Below are 24,462 nucleotides of genomic sequence, written 5' to 3'. Positions count from 1 at the left end.
CGCAGAGGATCACTCTTCGGGCCTGAAACCTGCAATTCCCTGTTGTGATAAAAAATCTGCCTGCGCTTGCACCTCTGGGTGGTGTAAAAAATTGCTCATCTGCTTTGCCCGTACCAGCCCAATCCCTGGAATTAAACGCCATTCGGCAATGCTACGTTGCTGCAAAGAGTGCCACTGAGTACCAACAGGCATCCCCTGTGGGAATCCTAAGGCTGGCAGCCACTGAGAAAAAGGTTTCTTTCTAGTTAGCTGAAATTGTTGATGAATTTTTTCTGCCCGTACAGGCCCAACTCCCGGAACCGCAGCTATTTGCTCAGCAGTCAGCGATAACCACCCAACCATATTATTAATGAGCCCATGATGGACAATCTCTTGCCAAAATTTACTGCCAATACTCTGCATATCCAACCCATTAGGACCACTGAGCCATGTTAACCGCGCTATTAACTGCTGTTCACACTCAAGGGGTGGTAAGCGAAAACAACTCAACTGATGAAATCTATCTGCCATAGGTGGGTTGAATTCATGCCTCTGATCAACACGCCAGACGACCTTATCGAGCCGCGGAATACCCTGCCCTGCCAATGCGATGGTAACTTGATCTCCAGATGTAATATTCCACTGTCGCCAGCGCGCCATGGACCCAATATTCACGCGTCGAATCCATTTATCATCAATTTTTACGGGAGAAACCTGTAAAACCACGGTGATCTTACCCGTTCGTCCTACGGTAAAATGGATATCTTGGATTTCAGTTAGTTGCTGAATAGGTGGATATTTCCACGCTACCGACCAGTTTCCTGATGCTGATCGCCAGTAACGCCCTGCGGGTTCCTCTTCTTGGCGGATAACAACACCATCCGTCACGAAAGGTAGTGGCGCTCGATACCAGTGCTCTCGCCACTGAATGACATCCTTACTTGAAGTGACCGACTTGCTGTATTGAGCAGCCAACGGGAAGCCCATTATTTGCAATAATGTGGTTCTCTCCACCATGTTCCTGGGCCCATCCGGCCATGCCCAAATGAAAATACCCAGTTTGGCCAGCAATGGTGATGCAGACTTGCGCATTAGAGCTCCTGCAACTGAAGTTCTGGCATTGACTCCCCCTGATTGGGCTTGTTGGTGGCCTTCCATCTGTAGGAATAGCTCCCCTTGCAAAGTTAACAGAGGGGGAGCCATCGCAATATATTGTGGAATGGCAGAAATGAATGGCGCTTTATCAATCCAACTTTGGCCTTTCAAGCCATTCCCCCGGCTAAGAAGTTGTGTCAGCTTTCCAGCCTGATATACCAGTGTCACTGCAACACCATCGACCTTGGGTTGCACCCAAAGATTTTTCCTTCCCGACATCCAGTTAGTCAGTGCCATCTCATTTTTAAGTTTTTTTAATCCGGTGTGTGCCACTGGATGAAGTCGTTTCCCATTCCCTGGTATCAGCCTATTATTCGTTTTATCGGGTAGCCCACGGCACTCCCGCCAGCCACGTAATTTATCCTGTAATTGATCATAAACATTGTCATCCAGCAGACTAACTCCTTGCTGGTGATATGCTATATCCCACTTACTCAGCTGTTGGTCTAACAAATTAATTTCATTAGATATTCGGCTTTCTGTCCATTCAGGGCAGATAGATTCAGCCCTAGCTTCCCAATTGATAAAACCAATAATTATCAGACTTAGTATTTTCAAAATTTGCACATTCATTAGCGCCTCCTCCCTGGCTACCGGCAGTAAAACCCGAAATGTTTTATCCGTCGAAGACAAAAAGATTTAAATGCGCGCGCTGCCGAACAATACTTTTATGTCTACTGCAACTCGCTAAAATTACGCAGCACTCCCCGCAAAAGCATAAAATCGTGCTGTATATAGACAAAACATTAAGGTGAAATGCGTTGTAACGCTGCATGACGCGTAGCAGCCGTGTATACTGTGCGGAGATTCACACTTCTGCTTTCTATATACACCCAACATAATTGGCGTTGCAGATAGTCTGTAAGCGAGCAAATCCCGGATTCACTGATAACAGTGACTCTGGCGAGAGCACCCCGCGAGCACCACTGTAACTTCAACTAATAAGGGTATATCAACCTAATCAACTGAAACGTCATCATGGTTCAAGGCACGCTTTATATAGTTTCCGCACCCAGTGGTGCTGGGAAATCAAGTCTGATTCAGGCTTTGTTAAAAACACAACCTTTGTACGACACGCAGGTTTCTATTTCTCATACCACACGTGCAAAACGTCCAGGGGAGAATCACGGCGAGCATTACTTCTTTGTGTCTAAAGAAGAGTTTTGCCAGATGATTGATGATGATGCTTTTCTTGAGCATGCCAAAGTATTTGAAAATTACTATGGCACCTCACGTCGGGCAATTGAGCAGGTTCTTGCAACCGGTGTCGATGTATTTTTAGATATCGACTGGCAAGGTGCGCAGCAAATCCGCGCGAAAATGCCAACCGCGCGCAGTATTTTTATTTTGCCTCCATCCAAAGAAGAATTGGATCGCCGATTACGTGGCCGTGGGCAAGATAGCGAAGAGGTTATTGCTAAGCGAATGGCGCAAGCCGTCGCTGAGATGACCCATTACGCAGAATATGATTATTTAATCGTGAATGATGATTTCAATCTGGCACTGTCTGATCTGAAAACCATTATTCGTGCAGAACGACTGCGTTTAGGCCGCCAAAAACAGCGGCATGACGCTTTAATCAGCAAATTATTGGCAGACTGAACAGAGTTTCAGTATCATGCCCAGTCATTTCGTCACCTGTGGAGTAGCAGAATTATGGCACGCGTAACTGTTCAAGACGCTGTAGAGAAAATTGGTAACCGTTTTGACCTGGTGTTGGTCGCTGCTCGTCGGGCACGTCAAATCCAGTCCGGCGGTAAAGACGCACTGGTTCCAGAAGAGAACGATAAAGTTACTGTGATTGCGCTGCGCGAAATCGAAGAAGGCCTGATTACTAATCAGATTCTTGATGTGCGTGAACGCCAAGAACAGCAAGAGCAGGAAGCCGCTGAGATCCAAGCGGTAACCGCAATTGCTGAAGGTCGTCGTTAATTAGACAGCGAGTCTGCTTTGTACCTGTTTGAAAGCCTGAATCTGCTGATTCAACGTTACCTGCCAGAGGAGCAGATTAAGCGCCTCAAACAGGCATATCTTGTCGCACGTGATGCTCACGAGGGTCAGACACGCTCCAGTGGTGAGCCTTATATCACTCACCCGGTCGCTGTGGCCTGTATTCTCGCGGAGATGCGGCTTGATTACGAAACCCTAATGGCGGCGCTTTTGCATGACGTCATTGAGGACACACCTGCTACATATCAAGATATGGAGCAGTTGTTTGGGAAAAGCGTAGCCGAGCTGGTCGAGGGTGTCTCTAAACTCGATAAACTGAACTTCCGCGACAAGAAAGAAGCCCAGGCGGAAAACTTCCGCAAAATGATCATGGCGATGGTGCAGGATATCCGCGTCATTTTGATTAAGCTGGCTGACCGCACACACAATATGCGAACGCTGGGCTCGTTGCGTCCGGATAAACGTCGTCGTATTGCCCGCGAGACCCTTGAAATATATAGCCCACTAGCCCATCGGCTAGGTATTCACCATTTAAAAACCGAGCTGGAAGAGCTGGGTTTTGAAGCGCTCTACCCAAATCGCTACCGCGTCATTAAAGAAGTCGTGAAAGCGGCTCGCGGCAACCGCAAAGAGATGATTCAGAAAATCTTGGCGGAGATTGAAGGGCGACTAACAGAGGCAGGAATCCCTTGTCGCGTCAGTGGTCGAGAAAAGCATCTCTATTCCATCTATTGCAAGATGAACCTGAAGGAGCAACGTTTTCACTCCATCATGGATATCTATGCTTTTCGGGTTATCGTTAAAGAAGTCGATACTTGCTACCGTGTTCTGGGTCAGGCTCATAGTCTGTATAAACCCCGTCCCGGCCGCGTAAAAGACTATATCGCTATCCCTAAGGCTAACGGCTATCAATCGTTACATACCTCATTAATCGGCCCTCATGGGGTTCCGGTAGAGGTGCAAATCCGTACTGAAGATATGGATCAGATGGCCGAAATGGGGGTTGCGGCACACTGGGCTTATAAAGAGCAAGGTGAGTCCGGCACCACCGCACAGATCCGCGCTCAGCGCTGGATGCAAAGCTTGCTGGAGCTTCAGCAAAGTGCGGGCAGCTCATTTGAATTTATTGAAAGTGTAAAATCTGATCTTTTCCCTGATGAGATTTACGTTTTCACCCCGGAAGGGCGCATTGTTGAATTACCTGCCGGCGCAACACCGGTCGACTTTGCTTATGCGGTGCATACCGATATCGGTCATGCCTGTGTGGGTGCTCGTGTTGACCGCCAGCCATATCCGCTTTCTCAGTCACTGAGCAGTGGTCAAACTGTTGAGATAATTACGGCTCCGGGTGCACGGCCAAATGCGGCCTGGCTGAATTTTGTGGTCAGTTCGAAAGCGCGCGCTAAAATTCGCCAATTACTGAAAAACCTTAAACGTGATGAATCGGTCAGCCTTGGCCGTCGGTTACTGAATCACGCATTGGGGAATGGACGAAAACTGTCTGATATTTCAGAAGAAAATATCAAACGCGAGCTGGATCGCATGAAGCTGGCTACGCTGGATGATTTACTGGCGGAAATTGGCTTGGGTAATGCAATGAGTGTCGTGGTGGCTAAAAACCTTTTAGGTGACCCATCAACACTGGCAACCTCCGGTGGTACTCGCAATTTGGCAATTAAGGGTGCGGATGGTGTCCTGATTACCTTTGCCAAGTGCTGTCGTCCAATTCCGGGTGACCCGATTATCGCCCATATCAGCCCAGGCAAAGGTTTGGTTATCCATCACGAATCCTGCCGTAATATTCGTGGTTATCAAAAAGAACCTGAGAAATTTATGGCGGTTGAATGGGATAAAGAGACTGAGCAAGAGTTTATTGCTGAAATCAAAGTCGATATGTTCAACCAACAAGGCGCTCTGGCAAATCTGACGGCGGCGATTAATGCCGCGGAATCTAATATTCAGAGCCTGAATACTGAAGAGAAAGATGGCCGGGTATACAGTGCCTTTATTCGCCTGACTACTCGTGACCGAGTCCATCTGGCTAACATTATGCGGAAGATTCGTATCATGCCAGATGTGGTTAAAGTCAGCCGTAATCGTAATTAACGCCTATGAATCCTCAACGCTATGCGCGGATTTGTGAAATGCTTGCAACCAGACAGCCGGACCTAACGGTCTGTCTGGAGCAAGTCCATAAACCCCACAATGTATCCGCAATTATTCGTACTGCTGATGCCGTCGGTATTCATCAAGTACATGCCATTTGGCCGACCACTCAAATGTATACGCGGCTCTCTTCTGCCGCAGGAAGCAACAGCTGGGTTCAGGTCAAAACACATTCTCATATTGCCGATGCTATTACCCATCTGAAATCGCAAGGTATGCAAATACTAGCGACTCATCTATCAGACAACGCTGTTGATTTTCGTGAAATCGACTATACCCGCCCTACCTGTATTCTCATGGGGCAGGAAAAAACCGGCATCTCTCAAGAAGCACTGGCACTGGCGGATCAGGACATCATTATTCCGATGATCGGCATGGTGCAATCACTGAATGTATCGGTTGCCTCCGCGCTGATTTTATATGAAGCACAGCGACAGCGGCAAAATGCGGGTATGTATCAGCGGGCACAGAGTGTTTTGCCAGAAGAGCAGCAGCAGCGGCTCTTGTTTGAAGGTGGATACCCGGTATTGGCGCAAGTAGCCAAACGCAAAGGGCTTCCCCAGCCTTATATTGATGACCAAGGCCAGGTTATTGCCGATGCGCAATGGTGGTCAGCCATGCAATCCACGGAGTCTTAAATGAAAGGCCGCCTACTGGATGCCGTACCCCTCAGTACACTTTCCGGTGTTGGCGCAAGTCAGGCTGGGAAACTAGCTAAAATGGGTCTGGAGACTATTCAAGACCTGCTGCTTCACCTGCCGTTACGTTATGAGGACCGCACTCGACTCTATCGTATTGGTGATCTATTACCTGGCCTTTCAGTGACGGTTGAGGGCGAAGTCATTCGTTCCGACATCAGTTTTGGTCGGCGGCGGATGATGACTAGCCAAATCACCGATGGAACCGGTGTCCTCACCCTGCGTTTTTTCAACTTCAATGCTGCAATGAAAAACAGCCTGTCTCCGGGCAAGCATGTTATTGCCTATGGTGAAGCTAAACGGGGTAATACTGGGCCGGAAATCATTCACCCTGAATATCGGGTGCATGGAGAGAATATTGGTGTTGAATTGCAGGAATCACTGACGCCGGTGTATCCCACCACTGAGGGGATTCGTCAGGCTACTCTGCGTAAACTTATCGATCAAGCGCTGGCAATGTTGGATACCTGTGTTATTGCCGAACTATTACCCATAGAGCTAAGCCGCTCTCTCATTAGCCTGCCAGAAGCTATTCATACCCTGCATCGCCCACCAGCAGACATTCAGTTGTTCGATTTAGAGCAAGGTAAGCACCCTGCCCAGCGGCGGCTGATTATGGAAGAGTTGCTAGCCCATAATCTCAGCATGTTGGCGGTCAGAGCTGGGGCACAAAGCTATCGGGCGCTGCCACTGCTGGCTGAAGAACAACTTAAGCAACGTTTTCTAGCGGCGCTGCCTTTCACGCCAACCCGTGCTCAACAGCGTGTAGTGGCGGAAATTGAGCAAGATATGACCCATAATTTCCCCATGATGCGGCTCATCCAAGGTGATGTGGGATCAGGTAAAACATTGGTTGCCGCACTGGCAGCCCTGCGTGCTATCGCTCATGGTAAGCAGGTTGCGCTAATGGCCCCCACCGAATTATTGGCCGAGCAACACGCGAATACATTTCGCCAATGGCTTGAGCCATTAGGTCTAGAGGTCGGCTGGCTGGCCGGGAAACAAAAAGGTAAAGCTCGGCTGGCGCAACAAGAAGCGGTTGCCAGTGGCCAAGTTTCCATGGTTGTCGGCACCCACGCCATGTTTCAGGAACAAGTACAATTTTCCGGACTGGCACTGGTGATTATTGATGAACAACATCGTTTTGGTGTTCATCAGCGGCTCGCTTTATGGGAAAAGGGCGAGGAGCAAGGCTTCCATCCACACCAGTTAATTATGACGGCGACGCCGATTCCACGAACCTTGGCGATGACGGCCTATGCTGACCTTGATACCTCGGTGATTGACGAACTGCCTCCAGGTAGAACCCCCGTCACGACAGTGGCAATTCCTGATACTCGCCGCAGTGATGTTATCCAGCGAGTCAAAAATGCCTGTTTGGAAGAGGGACGGCAAGCCTATTGGGTTTGCACCTTGATTGAAGAGTCCGAATTGCTGGAGGCTCAGGCCGCCGAAGTCACCTGCGAAGAATTGAGAGTTGCTCTGCCAGAAATTAAAGTCGGTTTGGTTCATGGCCGCATGAAAGGGCCTGAAAAACAGGCGGTTATGCAGGCCTTTAAACAGGGTGAATTGCAATTATTGGTTGCCACCACGGTGATTGAGGTCGGGGTTGATGTACCCAATGCCAGTCTAATGATCATCGATAACCCAGAACGTTTGGGTTTAGCACAATTACACCAATTACGTGGGCGTGTTGGCCGTGGAGCCGTGGCTTCTCATTGTGTGCTGCTCTACAAAACACCACTGAGCAAAACCGCTCAGATGCGCTTGCAAGTATTGCGCGATAGCAATGATGGCTTTGTTATTGCTCAGCGAGACTTGGAAATTCGTGGCCCTGGTGAATTATTGGGAACACGCCAGACAGGGAGTGCCGAGTTTAAAGTGGCTGATTTGCTGCGTGATCAGGCAATGATTCCTGAAGTACAACGAGTCGCCCGCCATCTACATCAACAATATCCTGAACATGCTCGGGCATTAATAGAGCGCTGGCTACCAGAGCGAACGCGCTATACCAATGCGTAATCAAGTATAGGGCTGGTGTATAAATCAGCCCTATATATTAATTACCCGACGGCTGCTGGGAAGATTGGTAGCAACAGATAAAGCTTAATGACTATTACGTTGACGATATCAATAAAGAACGCGCCAACCATAGGTACCACCAAGAAAGCTAAATGTGACGGGCCAAAACGATCAGTAATCGCCTGCATATTAGCAATGGCGGTCGGTGTTGCGCCTAATCCAAAACCACAATGCCCCGCCGCCAGCACTGCCGCATCATAGTTTTTGCCCATCACCCGGTAAGTAACGAAAATAGCATACAGCGCCATCGCCAATGCCTGAACCGACAAGATAACCAACATTGGCAATGCCAGTGATGCCAACTCCCACAGTTTCAGACTCATCAGCGCCATCGCCAGGAACAATGACAAGCTGACGTTACCCAATACTGACACTGCGCGATCAAAGACTTTATAGAAACCTATCGCCGACAGTGTATTACTGAGGATAACCCCGATGAATAACACACAGACAAAGGTCGGTAGTTCAAACATCGTACCTTGCAACCAACCCGAGATGACTTGGCCCGCCATCAGGCAAATAGCAATCATGGCAATGGTTTCGACCAATACCAATGAGGTAATCATGCGGCCAGCAGAGGGTTTTTCAAAAGCGGAGGGGACTTCGCTATCCTCCGGTGTACCATCTGGCGTGGAAGAGTGCTTAACCAGATAGCGAGCAACTGGTCCGCCAATCAACCCACCAAGCACTAAGCCAAAGGTCGCACAGGCCATGGCAACTTCGGTAGCATTTTCAAAGCCATAGCGCTCAACAAACACTTTACTCCATGCCGCTCCAGTGCCGTGCCCACCGGATAGTGTAATAGAACCTGCTAATAGCCCCATTAATGGGTCAAGCCCCATTAATTTCGCGAGCGCAATGCCGATCGCATTCTGCACGAGCAGCAGACCGACGACGACAAATACAAAGACACTCAGAGCCTTGCCACCAGCACGTAGACTGGCCAGGTTGGCATTCAGACCAATAGTGGCAAAAAACGCCATCATCAAGGGGTCTTTCAGCGACATATCAAAACTGATTTCCCAGCCGAGGGTCTTTTGCATCAGTAGCAACATTAAGGCCACTAACAAACCACCCGCAACCGGCTCAGGTATGGTGTATTTTTTAAGAAAAGGGACAGTTTTTACCAGCTTTCGGCCTAACAATAAAACCAGACAGGCCGCGACTAGCGTGCCATAGGTATCGAGATGAAACATCTTCGTACTCCATGCGATTAAAATATCGAGTGAAAATATGACGTTAGACATTTCCTTAATAAACGCCAAAGCAGTTAGAGGGGGATTAGAAAAAAAAATGCCGTTAATTACAAGTTTAGTAATAGAAAAACATGAATGAGCACCCGATAAGAATATTTATAAAAATACGGCGCAACCGATTGCTTTTGTGAGGCGGATCATTAAAATGCCCTCTTTGCCGATCCGGGAATGCCACTCCATGTCTACGCAATCCGTCGAACTTGATGTACCACAGCAGGCAACAACTCGCCCCAGCGAACTCATTTATCGTTTAGAAGACCGCCCACCCATCGCCCAAACACTGTTTGCTGCATGCCAACACTTATTGGCCATGTTTGTTGCGGTAATAACCCCTGGCCTGTTGATTTGTCAGGCATTGGGATTACCGGCGGAAGATACCCAACGCATTATCAGCATGTCGCTGTTTGCATCTGGTTTGGCATCACTGCTGCAAATTAAAACTTGGGGGCCGGTGGGCTCCGGTCTGTTATCGATTCAAGGCACCAGTTTTAACTTTGTTTCTCCACTGATTATGGGTGGACTGGCGCTGAAGAATGGTGGGGCGGATATCCCTACCATGATGGCAGCACTGTTCGGTACTTTGATGGTCGCATCCTGTACTGAAATTATACTCTCCCGCTTCCTACATCTGGCACGCCGCATTATTACACCACTAGTATCCGGGATTGTGGTGATGATTATCGGGTTATCATTGATTCAGGTTGGGCTGACATCTATTGGTGGCGGTTATGGCGCAATGAGCGACCATACCTTTGGCTCACCGAAGAACCTGTTATTAGCCGGTTCAGTACTGTTAGTCATTATTTTACTCAACCGCCAGCGCAACCCGTATCTGCGCGTCGCTTCTCTGGTTATCGCTATGGCGGTAGGTTATCTGCTGGCCTGGACGCTGGGTATGTTGCCGGAAAGCCGCCCGGTCGTCGATACAGCCCTAATTACCATTCCCACGCCGCTATACTATGGTTTGTCTTTTGATTGGAATCTACTGGTGCCATTGATGCTTATCTTTATGGTTACCTCGCTTGAAACCATTGGCGACATCACAGCAACCTCAGATGTGTCAGAACAGCCTGTTCATGGCCCGTTGTATATGAAACGCCTGAAGGGCGGCGTATTAGCGAATGGTTTGAACTCCATGCTATCAGCCGTGTTCAACACCTTCCCTAACTCTTGTTTCGGTCAGAACAACGGCGTGATCCAGTTGACCGGTGTTGCCAGCCGCTATGTTGGTTTTGTTGTGGCACTGATGCTGATTGTTCTGGGTCTATTCCCCGCGGTAGCTGGATTTGTGCAACACATCCCTGAACCAGTTCTGGGTGGAGCAACCCTCGTGATGTTCGGCACCATTGCTGCCTCCGGCGTGCGTATTGTGTCACGCGAAACTCTTAACCGCCGCGCAATTATGATTATGGCATTATCATTAGCAGTAGGTATGGGTGTAGCACAGCAACCCTTGATTCTGCAATTTGCACCTGACTGGGTGAAAACTTTACTTTCCTCAGGGATTGCCGCCGGTGGTATTACGGCCATTGTACTTAACCTCCTCTTCCCACAAGAAAAATAATCTTTTCACTAACACGTCACAGAAATGGCCGGTCGTAAACGATACCGGCCATTTTTTTATGCTTCGATAACTGATTGTCTATTGAGCTAATGGACAATTTGCGGCATAAACAGGGTTCCGTATACCGATAGGCGTGGAAAAACCGGATGAAATTTCTCGGGAAAGTGCTGCTAACGTTATTATTGCTACTGGTGCTGTCTGTAGTGCTGTGTTACGTATTGCTCCAGACCAGTTGGGCTGCCGGCTGGTTAAGCCGTTGGGTCAGTGATAACAGCGAATATCGCCTCTCTCTGGGGAAAATAGATCACTCATGGTCACAACCCGGGCAAATCAGTTTTACTGATGTCACACTGGGCCGCGCGAATCAGCCGCCATTACTGACCGCCCAGCAGGTCCTGTTTGGTCTGAGTTGGCGGCAGCTGACAGAGCCGCACCATCTTCTCAGCCTTACTCTGCAAAATGGTAATTTAACTCTCAATAACAGCACCTCGCCATTACCTTTGCAGGCCGATACCTTACAACTGACCAATATGGCGCTGAACACCACTATTGAGCCCAAAAGTGCAACAGGTCAGTGGAAAGTTACCGGTCAGCAAGTCAATGGCGGCCTAGTCCCTTGGCTGCCACTACCGGGCAACAGTCTGGGTGAAAATGCCCAATTCCAGTTTAGTGCGGGTTCGTTGACCATTAATGGCATCACCGCTCAGAAACTTTATCTGCAAGGCTCAATACAGAAAAATGCACTTACGCTGAATAATTTCGGCGCAGATATCGCGCAGGGCGAACTCACGGGTAATGCCAGTCAAGCCGCCGACGGCAGTTGGTTGGTTGATCGCATGCGCTTAAGTAATATTCGTTTGCAAACACCAGCATCACTAGAAGATGTCTGGAATACTTATTTGCAGCTTCCCCCCATTACGTTAAAACGCTTTGATTTAATTGATGCTCGTGTCGAAGGGAAAAACTGGGCCTTTAATGATTTAGACCTGACACTAAGAAATATCACGTTTAAGCAAGGTGACTGGCAAAGTGATGATGGGGAGCTGTCCTTCAATGCTGGCGATATTGTTAAAGGTAATATTCATCTTATCGACCCGATCGCGACATTTATCTTATCGCCTACAGGTGTTGCCATTAGCCAGTTTTCCACTCGTTGGCAAGACGGCCTATTAAGAACTCAAGGCAGTTGGGCACGCAATACTGGCCGCTTACAGCTAGATGAGCTAACCCTCGTGGCGTTGGTTTATACCCTACCTGCCGATTGGAAGCAGCAATGGCAACAGACTCTGCCTCACTGGCTGTCAGAAGTGTATGTCGGCAAGTTGAATGCTAATCGTAACTTGTTGATTGATATTAGCCCTGACTTTCCATTCCAGATTACGTCGCTGGACGCCGCTGGGACTAACTTGCTGCTGGCCAAAAATCATCAGTGGGGAGTGTGGTCTGGTTCATTGATGTTGAATGCCGGAAATGCGACTTTTAACAAAAACGATGTTCGTCGCCCATCGCTCGCTCTGAACGCTAATGAACAACAAATAACATTTAGTGATTTAAGTGCTTTCACTAAAGAGGGGTTATTGGAGGCTACCGCCAGCATTGATCAAACACCCGACCGAGACCTATCTTTAGTGTTGACTGGCCGTTCTGTTGATCTCGATATCTTACAAAATTGGGGGTGGCCAGCATTACCTCTGCAAGGGCTAGGTAATCTGAAATTACAGATAAAAGCTCGTCTGGCAGCAGAACTCGCATTAAAACCTACCGTGAGTGGCTCTCTACACGCGACTGACAGCCACGGGCAGCAAGTTAATCAAACTATGCAGCATGGTGAGGTGCACGCCGTTACGGGGCAATAAAGAGGCATACAGAGTATCTTGATTTTCATGTCACATTGAATAAAACCGCCGATTGCATGAAAGAGTGACCGCAATCGGCATAAAAGATCCTACATAAGTGGGAAGGACCCAGAGTATTCAAAGAAGCTTTGGGGAACATAATTATGGATCTTGTTTTCATAACAATATTCTATAATCTGCTTTTTGCTGGTAACACCGGATTTTCTATATATATTCTGGATGACATTATTCACCGTTCGTCGTGATAGATGAAGTTTTTCAGCAATTTCATTACTTGAAAATGCATGTAAAATATAAAATAACACCTCCCACTCTCTTTTGATGAACAAATCAGATGGTGGGGTAAACATCAGGGATGTGGGAACTTTTATTTTAGTTAAGCGGGTTAACACAAGATCATTGACTGGCCTACCATGAAAAATAACTCCCTGAGAGATCCCATTTTGATCTATTAATGGAAATTTTTCACTGAAATAGGGCTGAAAATATGAATTCCCATCCCATGTATGTATTTCAATTGTTGTCACCCGGTCTTGTAATAGTTCCACCTGACGGTCATGTTCCTGCCACTCAGTCTGAAACTCTGAGGTGGGTGAAGGAACATCACCATCGACTCGCCCTTCCAAGCTGTACTTATTGGGTAGAGACAATAATTTATGATACCTAGGATTTGCATAAATAAATCTAGATTGATTATCTCTTGCGCCCCAAGGTTCTGCGCTGCGCTCCCAAAATGGTATTAATAACTTCAGTGAGTTGAATAGTGTTTCATCCATCACCGCCTCCCTTTTAATTTTACCGATTCCTTACAACTACATAAGTGGGAAGGACCCTGAGTACTCGAAGAAGCTTTGAGGAACATAATTATCTATTTTATTTTCATAACAGTACTCTACCGCTTGCCGCCTATTAGTTACGCCAGCTTTACTATAGATTTTTTGAATAATATTGTTCACACTCCCCGATGATAATTGGAGCCTTTTGGCAATCTCGCGGCTTGAGAACGCATGTAAAATATAAAAAAGCACCTCCCACTCTCTTTTAGAGAATAAATCAGATGGAGGGGTAAACATCAGGGATGTGGGAACTTTTATTTTATTTAGGCGTGATAATATTGTGTCTGTCACAGGACTACCATGCCAAATAATACCCTGAGACACACCATTCTCATCTATTAATGGAAATTTATCACAGAAATAAGGAGTGAAATATGAAACCCCATCATATAACTGTATATCAACAGATGTGACACGATCTTGTAATAAAACAACTTTGCGGTCTTGCCTCTGAAATTCCTCCTGAAATTCTGCTGCTGGAGTGGGAATTTCGCCATCAAGTCGTCCTTCTATATTATATTTATCGGGTAAATTGAATAATTTATTAACTCTGAGGTTTGCATAAACAAATCTTGATTGACTATCTTTTACAGCCCAAGGCTCTGAACTGCGCTCCCAAAATGGTATTAATAACTTTAGTGATTTGAATATTTTTTTATCCATCACCATGTCCTCTCTATTTTAATTAGATCTTATCTTACATTAGTGGAAAAGACCCCAAGTATTCAAAGAAGCTCTGTGGAACATAATTATGGATCTTCTTTTCATAGCAATACTCTATAATCTGCTTTTTGCTGGTAACACCGGATTTTCTATATATATTCTGGATGACATTATTCACCGTTCGTCGTGATAGATGAAGTTTTTCAGCAATTTCATTACTTGAAAATGCATGTAAAATATAAAATAACACCTCCCACTCTCTTTTGGTGAACAAATCAGATGGTGGAGTGAATATCAGTGATGTGGGGATTTTTATTTTATTTAAATGGGTTAATATTATATCTTCCACTGGCCTTACATGGAAAATAACCCCTTGAGAGATACCATTCTCATCTATTAATGGATACTTATCACAAAATTTAGGCTGAAAATAGGATCGTCTATACCATTTATGTATTTCCGCCGAGGTTATCCGATCTTGTGATAACTCAACTTTACGGTCATGCGCTTGAAATTCAGCTTGAAACTCTGATATTAGAGTAGGAAGTTCCCCATCTAACTGCCCCTCCACATTATACTTATCAGGTAACCCCATTAATTTATTGTTCTCCTTATTTGAATAAACAAATCTTGACTGATTATCTCTTATCCCCCAAGGTTCAGAACTGTGCTCCCAAAACCGTATTAATGGTTCTAGTGAGTTTAACAGTGATTTATCCATCTCTGTTTCTCTCCTAAAATAAGTTATGCCTTATCCTATCTCAGAGGAAAAGACCCTGAGTATTCGAAGAAGCTCTGTGGTACATAATTATGGATCTTCTTTTCATAGCAATACTCTATAACCTGCTGTTTGTTGGTAACATCAGATTTTTTATATATACTCTGGATAACATTATTGATTGTTCGGGATGATAAATGGAGTTTTTTAGCAATCTCACCACTTGAAAATGCATGTAATATATAAAATAGTACTTCCCACTCTCTTTTAGTAAATAAATCAGATGGTGGGCTGAATATCAGTGATGTGGGGATTTTTATTTTATTTAAATGGGTTAATATTATATCTTCCACTGGCCTTACATGGAAAATAACCCCTTGAGAGATACCATTCTCATCTATTAATGGGTACTTATCACAAAAATTAGGTTTAAAATATGAAAGACCATCCCACTCATGTACCTCAACAGATGTGATACGATCCTGTAGTAGTTCAACTTTACGGTCATGCTCCTGAAATTCTACCTCAAATTCAGATATGGGTGTAGGAAGTTCACCATCTGAACGTCCCTCAACATTATATTTATCAGGTAAGTCTAGTAGTTTATTAAATCGATTATTAGCATAGATAAACTTTGATTGATTATCTTTTATCCCCCAAGGTTCAGAGCTATGCTCCCAAAATCGTATTAATACATCAAATGAATCAATCGCTATTTTTTTCATCACTATGTCCCTATTAAACTGACAACTCCTTATGACTGCACAAGTGGAAAAGAGCCTGAATATTCAAAGAAGCTTTGTGGTACATAATTATTAATTTTCTTCTCATAACAATATTCCACTATCTGGCGTTTGCTAGTAACACCTGCTTTGCTGTAGATTTTTTGAGTAATATTACAAACAGTTCGTGATGAAAGATGGAGTTTCTTAGCAATCTCACTACTTGAAAATGAATGTAAAATATAAAATAGCACTTCCCACTCCCTTTTAGAGAATGACTCTGATGGAGGAGTGAATATAAGCGATGTCGGGACTTTTATTTTATTCAAATGGGTTAATATTATATCTTGTACAGGCCTGGCATGAAAAATAAGCCCTTGAGCTGTCCCATTCTCATCTATTAATGGGTATTTATCACAAAAGTAAGGTTGAAAATAAGAACGCCGTTCAAAGGCATGTATTTCAATCGTTGTTGCGCGTTCTTGTGATAATATAGCCTGGCGATCATGCTCCTGAAACTCAGCCTGAAACTCTGCAGTAGGAGCGGGAAGTTCCCCATCTAATCTCCCTTCCACATTATATTCATCTGGTAAACCTAGTAACTCACCAAATCTATCGTTTGCATAGACAAATATTGATTTGTTATCTTTTACCCCCCAAGATTCAGAGCTGTTCTCCCAAAAGGGGATTAACATTTTAAATGAGTCTAACAGTGATTTCCCCATTATACTTTCCTCCTGAATTTAGTTTTTCCTTATCCTTCTAATAATGGTACACCCGCTATAATCTATAAATCTGCTGGGCCATATCTCTTGAGGGGATATCCCAATAGCTTCCGCTATAATCATTTCACCCTTTGGCCACGGGCGTGTCAATGCATTAGACAGTGTCCCTGGTGAGAGCCCACTTTCTCTTGATAAAGCTGAAAGAGAGCCTTTCTTCTTCCGTATAGCCGCCAAAATTTCTTGTCTATGCCAGTCTTTGTTCATCTTATTTACTCCTATGCTTTATAATAGCAAGTAATATAATAATCATTAGGTTTTAATAATTAATATCGAACCGCAGTTAACAATGATTATTGAGTCATTAAATAACGATCCCCTTCCAGCGTCTAGTGTATTATTTACTCTATTTACTTTTCAGACTATTGTATAAATCATTTAAAAAATTAATTGAAAACTACCACTATAAAATTAAATAGTGGCATTCTGATTACAAGGATTTTTAAGAAATAAAATATCACTTTTTTATAAGAGGTACTTTGATGAGAGATGCATTTTTTCTCTGATAGCCATTCAGGGTAATCAGTAATGGTACATTGTGATGTCCCAATTTATAAAATGCTTTTATAGGTTTATTTCTCAATAATTTCGTATTTTTTATTTAGCCCAATACGGAAAATAAATATTAAACTGATATTATACTCAGAGCCCTGACAGAACTCTGTTTAATAGTACAGTGACAGATAGAAACTAAATACCCGCTTATCTGTTATTAGTAAACGGGCCTGTATAAAAATCAGTTAACGCCATCATTCCTACCGTTGACAGGCAACACCATGTAAGTCCCAGAAAATACAGCCCCAGCATTTTCATCACCGAATAAATTGACGTCTAATTGTACTCTGGCACGGCGGCCGCGCGCCAATCTATCCAAATCTCCACTTAGGGAACTTAACTCAGCAACGGCTCTTGGCCGCCCGGTAACGGGTGCACTATAGCGAATGTGGGCATCAGCGAGGATTATCGTGCCGCCAAGATGGCGCTCACGTAGTAACAACCAAATGAGCCCCCAGCCTGTCAAAGTCGCCAGAGAGAAGAGACTACCGGCAAATAAGGTATGATGAGGATTCTGATTACCTGCTTCCGGCATCGTCGTGACAAACCGTTGGCCAGTGTATTGGCTGATGCGCACCCCCATTTTTTCACTGAGCGGAATATGATCATACCAAGCTTGCTGTAACTGGGCGCACCAATCAGGACGATGCAGGATATCATCCATGGTCACAACCGGTTTGATCATTAAGAAGTGGCGCACTGGTGTAGTTTGCGGAGCAGTGATTTCTCCCTGACTCACAAAACCCAGCTTAGCAAAGAAGTCGACCGCATCTTCACGAGCACTACAGACGACCCGCTTTACCCCCTCTTGACGTGCGACCGACTCTAACGTCATTGCCACCAGCGTCCCTAAACCTTTGGCGCGAACTGACGGATCGACGGCCAGAAAACGAATAGCGGCCTCATTATCAGCATTGATATACAATCGACCAATAGCGACAGGTTTACCCTGCTCATCCACCACCATTTGATGGTGGGCCATCACGTCATAGGCATCTTTTTCAGAACCAACCGGTTGGTGCAACGGCTTGCGTAACATTTCCCAACGGAATTGATAATAATCTTTGAGTTCTTGTTCTGTTATGGGCACACGCAAGTGATACATAGGAGCATTCTCTCTTTAAAATCATCAATAAAATCTATGTCATAGCCCTCAATCCTGAGGCAATATTTGGCATCTAAACTTGCAACCAGAAAGTCACTGGGCCATCGTTCACCAGACTGACTTTCATATCTGCGGCAAATAACCCCGTTTCAGTTTTTACACCACGCTCACGACACTGAGCAACAAAATACTGATAAAACCGGTCAGCTTCTGCAGGAACCGCCCCACGGGAAAAGCTCGGTCTCATGCCCTTTTGAGTATCGGCAACCAATGTAAACTGCGAAACCACCAGCACACTGCCCCCAGCCTGCTGAACGTTGAGGTTCATTTTGTCGTTTTCATCGCCAAAAATCCGATACCCCAACACTCGCTCACATAAACGCTGTGCTTTTTGTTCGGTATCCCCTTGTTCCACACCGAGTAATATCAACAACCCAGGGCCAATCTCACCTACAACACTCCCATCGACTACGACATTGGCGCTAAGCGCCCGTTGAATCAACGCAATCATAATGCCTTACATCTCCTGACTCTGGCTTTCCTCAATGCTAGTGATATGGCGCTGAGCACGATATTCACCCAAGGTGACCGTGATTTCTGCCCCCAGCAATACTATGCACCAACTCCAGTAAACCCAGAGGAATAAAATGGGGATAACCGCCAGCACCCCGTAGATCAACTGATAAGAGGGAAACAGCGTGATATACATCGTGAATCCTTTCTTACCTAACTCAAAAAGCAGTGCTGCGACCAACGCACCGATGATGGCATCTCTGGCGGGTACTCTGACCGTTGGCACCACACTGTACAGTAACCAAAACGAAACCCAGGAGATCAGTAACGGAAATAGCCGTAATACTTCATCAATCATGCTGTCTACTTGAGCATTTGCCAGCCACTGTAGCGACAATAGATATGAGCTGATAACCATACTGGCTCCCACCAGAATGGGCCCAAGGGTGAGTACCATCCAATAAACCGCGAATGAAAATACCAGTGAGCGCGGGGTTTTACTGCGCCAAATCGTGTTGAGTACACTGTCTACTGAGTAAATCAGCAGAAGTGCGGTGACAATCAAACCGCAGGTGCCCACCACTGTCATCCGATTTGAGTTGGCGACAAACTGCTCCAGATAGTTTTGGATAATGTCACCGGTAGCTGGCATAAAATTGGCAAATATGAAGGCTTTCAATTTTATGCTGATATCGGCAAACATCGGAAAAGCAGCGAATAGAGCAAAAATAACGGTGATCAATGGCACCAGAGATAGCAATGATACATAGGCCAAATGCCCGGCTAGCATTGTTAACCCATCTTTCTCTATCCGGTTATAAAGCATGCGCCCAAAGGTGACGCAGGGTTTAAACGGTGGAGATCGCAGAAAACTCGCCATGTTCATCTCTCAGTCAACACAGTTAGACACGTTTCTGAAGCCCGCGTGATAAAGGTTCGCGGCTCTATGGCTATTCCTTCTGACTTGAAGTTGTAGCGGTGTTAGCTGCGCTCACTCATCCGAATTGCTTACTGTTTGTCGTGATGCTCATCGGGACTTACTTAGTGGCTGCCTACAACTCCAAGTACTTTGGGTATAACTCATAAAAGACGTAAGTAAGAACTTATCAGGGAAAATAAGCAGGGATAACCTTTCGGTCAGTGACATGGATGGCTGTAATACCCTCGATTCTGGCTGCGACAATATTTGCCTCAACATCATCAAAGAACACGGCTTGTTCCGCCGGGATGTTTTCTGCACTCAGCACATGTTGATAAATTCGGGCCTCTGGCTTGCGCATCCCCAAGTCCTGAGACAAATACAGATGGTCAGCGGCAGCGGCAACTTCCGGGTAGTGCTGTGGCCAATGATTACAATGAAGCCGGTTTGTATTGGATAGCACCACGACTCGATGCCCTTCCTTACGCAACCTTTGCATTATCGTGATCACTTCTGGGCGTAAAGCGACAAATACCGCCTGCCAGCCTTCAGCAAACTGTTCAAAACTTAAAGACAGCCCCATCTCATCACTGAGTTGGCGAGCAAAGTCTTCATCGCTAATTTCGCCGCGCTCATGCTGCTGGAAGACCTCCCCCATCGTAAAGCGCTCACTCAGTGTAGCCAAAGGTACACTGCTTAATTTACTCCAGACGCCCAACACACGTTTGAAGTCGATATCAACAATCACATTCCCTAGATCAAAGATATACAGCATAGCGCTCTCCCAATTAGATGGTGAGTTTCACTGTAACGGGAAAAGAGAAAACTGAACAGAGAGAGGAAGAAAAAGGAGGGGTTAGTCAGAAAAAATAATTTTTATAGCATGATGACAAAAAAAGAAAGTATCCCCAAAGACATTGGAGTTGTAGCAAGGTAGTAAGAGGTAGAGCCACTAACACAGCAGCAATTTCAAGGACGAGGGGGATAAAAGAACTCAGGGCGCCTTGAGCGCCCTAAGTATCAGCAGAACTAAGAAGAATTAACCTTCTTTAGGACCACGACCTGCACGCTTACGATCGTTTTCCGTCAAATGACGCTTACGGATACGGATCGATAACGGGGTAACTTCTACCAATTCATCGTCATCGATGAATTCCAGAGCCTGTTCCAGAGTTTTCTTCAGGAAAGGAACCAGAGTGGTAGCTTCGTCAGTACCCGATGCACGCATGTTGGTCAGTTGCTTACCTGTCAGGCAGTTTACAGTCAGGTCGTTAGAACGTGAGTGAATACCGATAATCTGGCCTTCATACACTTCAGTACCATGACCGATGAACAGCTTGCCGCGGTCTTGCAGTTTGAACAATGCGAACGCAACAGCTTTACCCTGACCGTTAGAGATCAGTACGCCGTTTTGACGTTGGCCGATATCGCCTGGACGCACATCATCATAGTGACTGAATGTGGAGTACAGCAGGCCAGTACCAGAAGTCATGGTCATGAATTCAGTACGGAAGCCAATCAAGCCACGGCTTGGGATCATATAATCCAGACGAATACGACCTTTGCCGTCTGGAACCATGTCCTTCACATCACCTTTACGCTCACCCATGGCTTGCATTACTGCGCCCTGGTGCTGCTCTTCGATATCCAGAGTTACGCTTTCAAATGGTTCTTGATTGCGACCGTCGATAACACGGTTAATAACTTTAGGACGAGATACAGCCAACTCGAAACCTTCACGACGCATGTTTTCGATCAGAACCGACAAGTGAAGCTCACCACGGCCTGAAACACGGAATGCATCAGAATCTTCAGTTTCTTCAACACGCAATGCTACGTTATGAACCAACTCTTTGTTCAGACGGTCAAGAATCTGACGCGAAGTCACATACTTACCTTCTTTACCACAGAATGGAGAGGTATTAACGCAGAAGTACATGGTTACAGTTGGTTCATCAACAGACAGTGCTGGCAGCGCTTCAACAGCGTTCACGTCACACACAGTGTCAGAGATGTTCAACTCGCCCAGACCGGTGATTGCAACGATATCGCCAGCTTCAGCAACAGTGGCTTCTATACGTTCCAGACCCATATGAGTCAGAACTTTACCAACTTTACCGTTACGCGTTTTGCCTTCGCTATCAATGATAGTTACTTGCTGGTTTGGCTTAACTTTACCGCGTTTGATACGACCGATGCCGATAACACCAACATAGTTGTTGTAATCCAGCTGAGAGATTTGCATCTGGAATGGTGCTTCCAGCTCAACTTGTGGCGCAGATACATGATCAACAATCGCTTGATACAGCGGAGTCATATCTTCCGCCATATTATTGTGGTCTTCACCAGCAATACCCAACAATGCAGATGCATAGATGATTGGGAAGTCCAGTTGTTCGTCAGTGGCATCCAAGTTGACGAACAGGTCGAATACCTGATCCACAACCCAGTCAGGACGTGCGCCCGGACGGTCAACTTTGTTGATTACCACGATTGGTTTCAGACCATTAGCAAAAGCTTTTTTGGTCACGAAACGGGTCTGCGGCATCGGGCCATCCATTGCATCGACGACTAACAGCACAGAGTCAACCATAGACATTACACGCTCAACCTCACCGCCGAAATCGGCGTGTCCTGGGGTATCCACGATGTTGATGCGGTAGTCTTTCCAATTAATGGCGGTATTTTTTGCGAGGATGGTTATCCCACGCTCTTTCTCCAAATCGTTGGAGTCCATTACACGTTCAGTTGCTTCAGTACGTTCACCGAAAGTACCAGATTGTTGTAGCAACTTATCAACCAGGGTAGTTTTCCCATGGTCAACGTGCGCAATAATGGCGATGTTACGCAGATTCTCGATCACAGCTTTTTTGCCTCAGGCATTTAGAAATAGCGCGCTATTGTACACGTATTAAGCGAGGGACTAAACAAGATCACAAACTTCTCTTATAAACAACCTAACGGCGGTTAGTTTGTGATCCCTTTCACGGTGCAAAAATAGCCTCTCGGCCCCTTTTTGCACCAATACAGTGCCCAACGGCGCAAATGAAGCACCAAAATAGTGCAATATGACTATCCTGGTGCATACTGAATATCAGCAGACCCCTATGATATGGCATAACCGGGGGATTTGGAAAGTTGGCATAGATTTCGCAATGTATTTTAGCATGAATAGCCAGCACGAATAACAGTACGAAATAAAAAGTCACAAGTTTACTGTTTTGAGTGACGCATCCTTGCAGGTAAAAAGGTTTTTTGAAGTTACAGGTTGTTGAAATAAGAAATTTTTACCGGCAAAAATGCCAGAGCACCATAAACCTTAGTAATACACGGTAATCGTTCCACGACGACGACTATGACAAATCCGGGAGATATAAGTATGTCCGCTGAACATGTTTTGACGATGCTGAATGAGCACGAAGTAAAATTCGTTGATTTGCGCTTCACCGATACTAAAGGGAAAGAACAGCACATCACTATCCCAGCTCATCAGGTCAACGCTGACTTCTTCGAAGAAGGCAAAATGTTTGATGGCTCCTCGATTGGTGGCTGGAAAGGCATTAACGAATCCGACATGGTCCTGATGCCAGATGCCAGCACCGCTGTTATGGATCCGTTCTTCGAAGATTCCACACTGATTATCCGTTGTGACATCCTTGAGCCAGGCACCATGCAAGGTTATGACCGCGACCCGCGTTCTATCTCTAAGCGTGCAGAAGACTTCCTGAAATCTTCTGGCATAGCTGATACCGTATTGTTTGGGCCAGAGCCAGAATTCTTCCTGTTCGACGACGTTCGTTTTGGTAGCAGCATCCGTGGTTCCCACGTCTCTATCGATGATATCGAAGGCGCATGGAACTCCAGCACCAAATACGAAGGCGGCAACAAAGGCCACCGTCCAGCAGTAAAAGGCGGTTACTTCCCAGTTCCTCCGGTCGATTCTTCACAGGATCTGCGTTCTACCATGTGTTTGACCATGGAAGAAATGGGTCTGGTGGTTGAAGCACATCACCATGAAGTAGCTACAGCAGGTCAGAACGAAGTGGCAACCCGCTTCAATACCATGACCAAGAAAGCTGACGAAATTCAGATTTACAAATATGTGGTGCACAACGTGGCACACGCATTTGGTAAAACTGCGACCTTTATGCCAAAACCAATGTTTGGTGACAACGGCTCAGGCATGCACTGCCATATGTCCTTGTCCAAAAATGGCACAAACCTGTTCGCAGGCGACAAATACGCTGGCTTGTCTGAAATGGCGCTGTTCTATATCGGCGGTATCATCAAGCACGCTAAAGCCATTAATGCCTTGGCTAACCCAACAACTAACTCCTACAAACGCTTGGTCCCAGGCTACGAAGCACCGGTCATGCTGGCTTACTCAGCTCGTAACCGTTCAGCTTCAATCCGTATCCCAGTGGTTGCCAGCCCGAAAGCCCGTCGTATTGAAGCGCGCTTCCCGGATCCAGCGGCTAACCCATACCTGTGCTTCGCCGCACTGCTGATGGCAGGCCTTGATGGTGTCATCAACAAGATTCACCCTGGTGATGCGATGGACAAAAACCTGTACGACCTGCCGCCGGAAGAAGAAGCTGAAATTCCAAAAGTTGCTGGTTCTCTGGACGAAGCGCTGGCTGCTCTGAGCGAAGACCGCGAGTTCTTGACTCGTGGTGGTGTGTTTACTGACGACGCAATCGATGCTTACATCGACTTGCGTAAAGAAGAGATGGACCGCGTTCGTATGACTCCGCATCCAGTCGAGTTTGAACTGTATTACAGCGTTTAATTTTAATTAGTCGTTTTTTTTGTTGCCGTGGAAACTTTTGGCCCATCTCACGATGGGCTTTTTTCTCCACCGTTCATTTTTTGTCACAATTCCTCTGGCTCAACTGAGGTTGAATCAATAGGATGTACCCATCTATGGGTATAAATGCACCAAG

The 24,462-nt window shown here is 45.9% G+C and carries 21 protein-coding genes; 8 read left to right on the top strand and 13 right to left on the bottom strand.

Features of this window, described 5'->3' with window-relative positions:
• Positions 1 to 9: 9 nt before the first annotated feature.
• Entirely contained in the window at positions 10 to 1,707 is a 1,698-nt protein-coding gene (ligB, locus tag DJ58_RS08775) for an NAD-dependent DNA ligase LigB (RefSeq protein ID WP_004710429.1), read from the bottom strand.
• Between the two features lie 405 nt (positions 1,708 to 2,112).
• On the opposite strand from ligB, the gene gmk reads away from it, so the two are divergent.
• From gmk to recG, 5 genes are read left to right on the top strand one after another with little or no spacing between them, the layout of a single operon-like run.
• Positions 2,113 to 2,736, top strand: a complete 624-nt coding sequence (gene gmk, locus DJ58_RS08780; RefSeq protein WP_004710427.1) for a guanylate kinase — start codon at positions 2,113 to 2,115, stop codon at positions 2,734 to 2,736.
• A gap of 54 nt (positions 2,737 to 2,790) precedes the next feature.
• Positions 2,791 to 3,066 (top strand): DNA-directed RNA polymerase subunit omega, encoded by a 276-nt coding sequence (gene rpoZ / locus DJ58_RS08785; protein ID WP_004392061.1) that lies wholly within the window; start codon positions 2,791 to 2,793, stop codon positions 3,064 to 3,066.
• An 18-nt stretch (positions 3,067 to 3,084) separates the two neighbouring features.
• Entirely contained in the window at positions 3,085 to 5,190 is a 2,106-nt protein-coding gene (gene spoT / locus DJ58_RS08790) for a bifunctional GTP diphosphokinase/guanosine-3',5'-bis pyrophosphate 3'-pyrophosphohydrolase (RefSeq protein ID WP_004710426.1), read from the top strand.
• A 5-nt stretch (positions 5,191 to 5,195) separates the two neighbouring features.
• Positions 5,196 to 5,888: a tRNA (guanosine(18)-2'-O)-methyltransferase TrmH gene (trmH, locus tag DJ58_RS08795; RefSeq protein WP_004710424.1), complete on the top strand. Its 693-nt coding sequence runs from the start codon at positions 5,196 to 5,198 to the stop codon at positions 5,886 to 5,888.
• Positions 5,889 to 7,970 carry an ATP-dependent DNA helicase RecG gene (recG, locus tag DJ58_RS08800; RefSeq protein ID WP_004710422.1) on the top strand — a complete coding sequence of 694 codons (2,082 nt, stop codon included), beginning with the start codon at positions 5,889 to 5,891 and terminating at the stop codon, positions 7,968 to 7,970. It abuts the gene before it with no gap.
• A gap of 41 nt (positions 7,971 to 8,011) precedes the next feature.
• Here the strand turns inward: recG and gltS are convergent, their stop codons facing one another.
• Positions 8,012 to 9,226: a sodium/glutamate symporter gene (gene gltS, locus DJ58_RS08805; protein WP_004710420.1), complete on the bottom strand. Its 1,215-nt coding sequence runs from the start codon at positions 9,224 to 9,226 to the stop codon at positions 8,012 to 8,014.
• Positions 9,227 to 9,464: 238 nt separating this feature from the next.
• Between gltS and DJ58_RS08810 the strand changes: the two genes are divergently transcribed.
• Complete coding sequence (locus DJ58_RS08810; protein ID WP_004710418.1) at positions 9,465 to 10,850, top strand: uracil-xanthine permease family protein; 1,386 nt, start codon at positions 9,465 to 9,467, stop codon at positions 10,848 to 10,850.
• A 146-nt stretch (positions 10,851 to 10,996) separates the two neighbouring features.
• Positions 10,997 to 12,706, top strand: a complete 1,710-nt coding sequence (locus tag DJ58_RS08815) for an AsmA family protein (RefSeq protein ID WP_004710416.1) — start codon at positions 10,997 to 10,999, stop codon at positions 12,704 to 12,706.
• Positions 12,707 to 12,795: 89 nt separating this feature from the next.
• Here DJ58_RS08815 and DJ58_RS08820 read toward each other — a convergent pair whose 3' ends face one another.
• The 11 genes from DJ58_RS08820 to typA form a co-directional block, all read right to left on the bottom strand.
• Positions 12,796 to 13,482 (bottom strand): helix-turn-helix transcriptional regulator, encoded by a 687-nt coding sequence (locus DJ58_RS08820; RefSeq protein ID WP_032913255.1) that lies wholly within the window; start codon positions 13,480 to 13,482, stop codon positions 12,796 to 12,798.
• A gap of 36 nt (positions 13,483 to 13,518) precedes the next feature.
• Positions 13,519 to 14,211, bottom strand: coding sequence for a helix-turn-helix transcriptional regulator (locus tag DJ58_RS08825; protein WP_004712776.1), 693 nt, complete (start codon positions 14,209 to 14,211; stop codon positions 13,519 to 13,521).
• Positions 14,212 to 14,239: 28 nt separating this feature from the next.
• Positions 14,240 to 14,926 (bottom strand): helix-turn-helix transcriptional regulator, encoded by a 687-nt coding sequence (locus DJ58_RS08830; RefSeq protein WP_032913254.1) that lies wholly within the window; start codon positions 14,924 to 14,926, stop codon positions 14,240 to 14,242.
• Between the two features lie 35 nt (positions 14,927 to 14,961).
• Positions 14,962 to 15,648 (bottom strand): helix-turn-helix transcriptional regulator, encoded by a 687-nt coding sequence (locus DJ58_RS08835; protein WP_032913253.1) that lies wholly within the window; start codon positions 15,646 to 15,648, stop codon positions 14,962 to 14,964.
• A gap of 29 nt (positions 15,649 to 15,677) precedes the next feature.
• A complete protein-coding gene (locus tag DJ58_RS08840; protein ID WP_004712552.1) occupies positions 15,678 to 16,370 on the bottom strand; it encodes a helix-turn-helix transcriptional regulator in 693 nt (230 codons plus the stop codon).
• 18 nt (positions 16,371 to 16,388) lie between these two features.
• Positions 16,389 to 16,634 carry a helix-turn-helix domain-containing protein gene (locus DJ58_RS08845; RefSeq protein ID WP_032912145.1) on the bottom strand — a complete coding sequence of 82 codons (246 nt, stop codon included), beginning with the start codon at positions 16,632 to 16,634 and terminating at the stop codon, positions 16,389 to 16,391.
• Between the two features lie 529 nt (positions 16,635 to 17,163).
• Positions 17,164 to 18,087 (bottom strand): fatty acid biosynthesis protein FabY, encoded by a 924-nt coding sequence (fabY, locus tag DJ58_RS08850; protein ID WP_004712551.1) that lies wholly within the window; start codon positions 18,085 to 18,087, stop codon positions 17,164 to 17,166.
• A gap of 73 nt (positions 18,088 to 18,160) precedes the next feature.
• Positions 18,161 to 18,598 carry a D-aminoacyl-tRNA deacylase gene (dtd, locus tag DJ58_RS08855; protein ID WP_004712550.1) on the bottom strand — a complete coding sequence of 146 codons (438 nt, stop codon included), beginning with the start codon at positions 18,596 to 18,598 and terminating at the stop codon, positions 18,161 to 18,163.
• A 6-nt stretch (positions 18,599 to 18,604) separates the two neighbouring features.
• Positions 18,605 to 19,480 (bottom strand): virulence factor BrkB family protein, encoded by an 876-nt coding sequence (locus DJ58_RS08860; protein WP_032912143.1) that lies wholly within the window; start codon positions 19,478 to 19,480, stop codon positions 18,605 to 18,607.
• 226 nt (positions 19,481 to 19,706) lie between these two features.
• Positions 19,707 to 20,294 carry a glucose-1-phosphatase gene (gene yihX / locus DJ58_RS08865; RefSeq protein ID WP_004712548.1) on the bottom strand — a complete coding sequence of 196 codons (588 nt, stop codon included), beginning with the start codon at positions 20,292 to 20,294 and terminating at the stop codon, positions 19,707 to 19,709.
• A gap of 264 nt (positions 20,295 to 20,558) precedes the next feature.
• Positions 20,559 to 22,382, bottom strand: coding sequence for a ribosome-dependent GTPase TypA (gene typA, locus DJ58_RS08870; protein WP_004712547.1), 1,824 nt, complete (start codon positions 22,380 to 22,382; stop codon positions 20,559 to 20,561).
• Positions 22,383 to 22,898: 516 nt separating this feature from the next.
• On the opposite strand from typA, the gene glnA reads away from it, so the two are divergent.
• Positions 22,899 to 24,308 (top strand): glutamate--ammonia ligase, encoded by a 1,410-nt coding sequence (gene glnA, locus DJ58_RS08875; protein WP_004712546.1) that lies wholly within the window; start codon positions 22,899 to 22,901, stop codon positions 24,306 to 24,308.
• The last annotated feature ends 154 nt before the right edge of the window (positions 24,309 to 24,462 follow it).

It is taken from the genome of Yersinia frederiksenii ATCC 33641, assembly GCF_000754805.1.
GTDB classification, from domain to species: Bacteria; Pseudomonadota; Gammaproteobacteria; order Enterobacterales; family Enterobacteriaceae; genus Yersinia; species Yersinia frederiksenii.
This window is presented reverse-complemented; position numbering and strand designations above follow the sequence as displayed.

Excerpts from the sequence above, each read along its gene's own strand:
- ligB (WP_004710429.1), bottom strand. The coding sequence starts at position 1,707 with ATGAATGTGCAAATTTTGAAAATACTAAGTCTGATAATTATTGGTTTT.
- gmk (WP_004710427.1), top strand. The coding sequence starts at position 2,113 with ATGGTTCAAGGCACGCTTTATATAGTTTCCGCACCCAGTGGTGCTGGG.
- rpoZ (WP_004392061.1), top strand. The coding sequence starts at position 2,791 with ATGGCACGCGTAACTGTTCAAGACGCTGTAGAGAAAATTGGTAACCGT.
- trmH (WP_004710424.1), top strand. The coding sequence starts at position 5,196 with ATGAATCCTCAACGCTATGCGCGGATTTGTGAAATGCTTGCAACCAGA.
- recG (WP_004710422.1), top strand. The coding sequence starts at position 5,889 with ATGAAAGGCCGCCTACTGGATGCCGTACCCCTCAGTACACTTTCCGGT.
- gltS (WP_004710420.1), bottom strand. The coding sequence starts at position 9,226 with ATGTTTCATCTCGATACCTATGGCACGCTAGTCGCGGCCTGTCTGGTT.
- DJ58_RS08810 (WP_004710418.1), top strand. The coding sequence starts at position 9,465 with ATGTCTACGCAATCCGTCGAACTTGATGTACCACAGCAGGCAACAACT.
- DJ58_RS08815 (WP_004710416.1), top strand. The coding sequence starts at position 10,997 with ATGAAATTTCTCGGGAAAGTGCTGCTAACGTTATTATTGCTACTGGTG.
- DJ58_RS08820 (WP_032913255.1), bottom strand. The coding sequence starts at position 13,482 with ATGGATGAAACACTATTCAACTCACTGAAGTTATTAATACCATTTTGG.
- DJ58_RS08825 (WP_004712776.1), bottom strand. The coding sequence starts at position 14,211 with ATGGTGATGGATAAAAAAATATTCAAATCACTAAAGTTATTAATACCA.
- DJ58_RS08830 (WP_032913254.1), bottom strand. The coding sequence starts at position 14,926 with ATGGATAAATCACTGTTAAACTCACTAGAACCATTAATACGGTTTTGG.
- DJ58_RS08835 (WP_032913253.1), bottom strand. The coding sequence starts at position 15,648 with ATGAAAAAAATAGCGATTGATTCATTTGATGTATTAATACGATTTTGG.
- DJ58_RS08840 (WP_004712552.1), bottom strand. The coding sequence starts at position 16,370 with ATGGGGAAATCACTGTTAGACTCATTTAAAATGTTAATCCCCTTTTGG.
- DJ58_RS08845 (WP_032912145.1), bottom strand. The coding sequence starts at position 16,634 with ATGAACAAAGACTGGCATAGACAAGAAATTTTGGCGGCTATACGGAAG.
- fabY (WP_004712551.1), bottom strand. The coding sequence starts at position 18,087 with ATGTATCACTTGCGTGTGCCCATAACAGAACAAGAACTCAAAGATTAT.
- dtd (WP_004712550.1), bottom strand. The coding sequence starts at position 18,598 with ATGATTGCGTTGATTCAACGGGCGCTTAGCGCCAATGTCGTAGTCGAT.
- DJ58_RS08860 (WP_032912143.1), bottom strand. The coding sequence starts at position 19,480 with ATGGCGAGTTTTCTGCGATCTCCACCGTTTAAACCCTGCGTCACCTTT.
- yihX (WP_004712548.1), bottom strand. The coding sequence starts at position 20,294 with ATGCTGTATATCTTTGATCTAGGGAATGTGATTGTTGATATCGACTTC.
- glnA (WP_004712546.1), top strand. The coding sequence starts at position 22,899 with ATGTCCGCTGAACATGTTTTGACGATGCTGAATGAGCACGAAGTAAAA.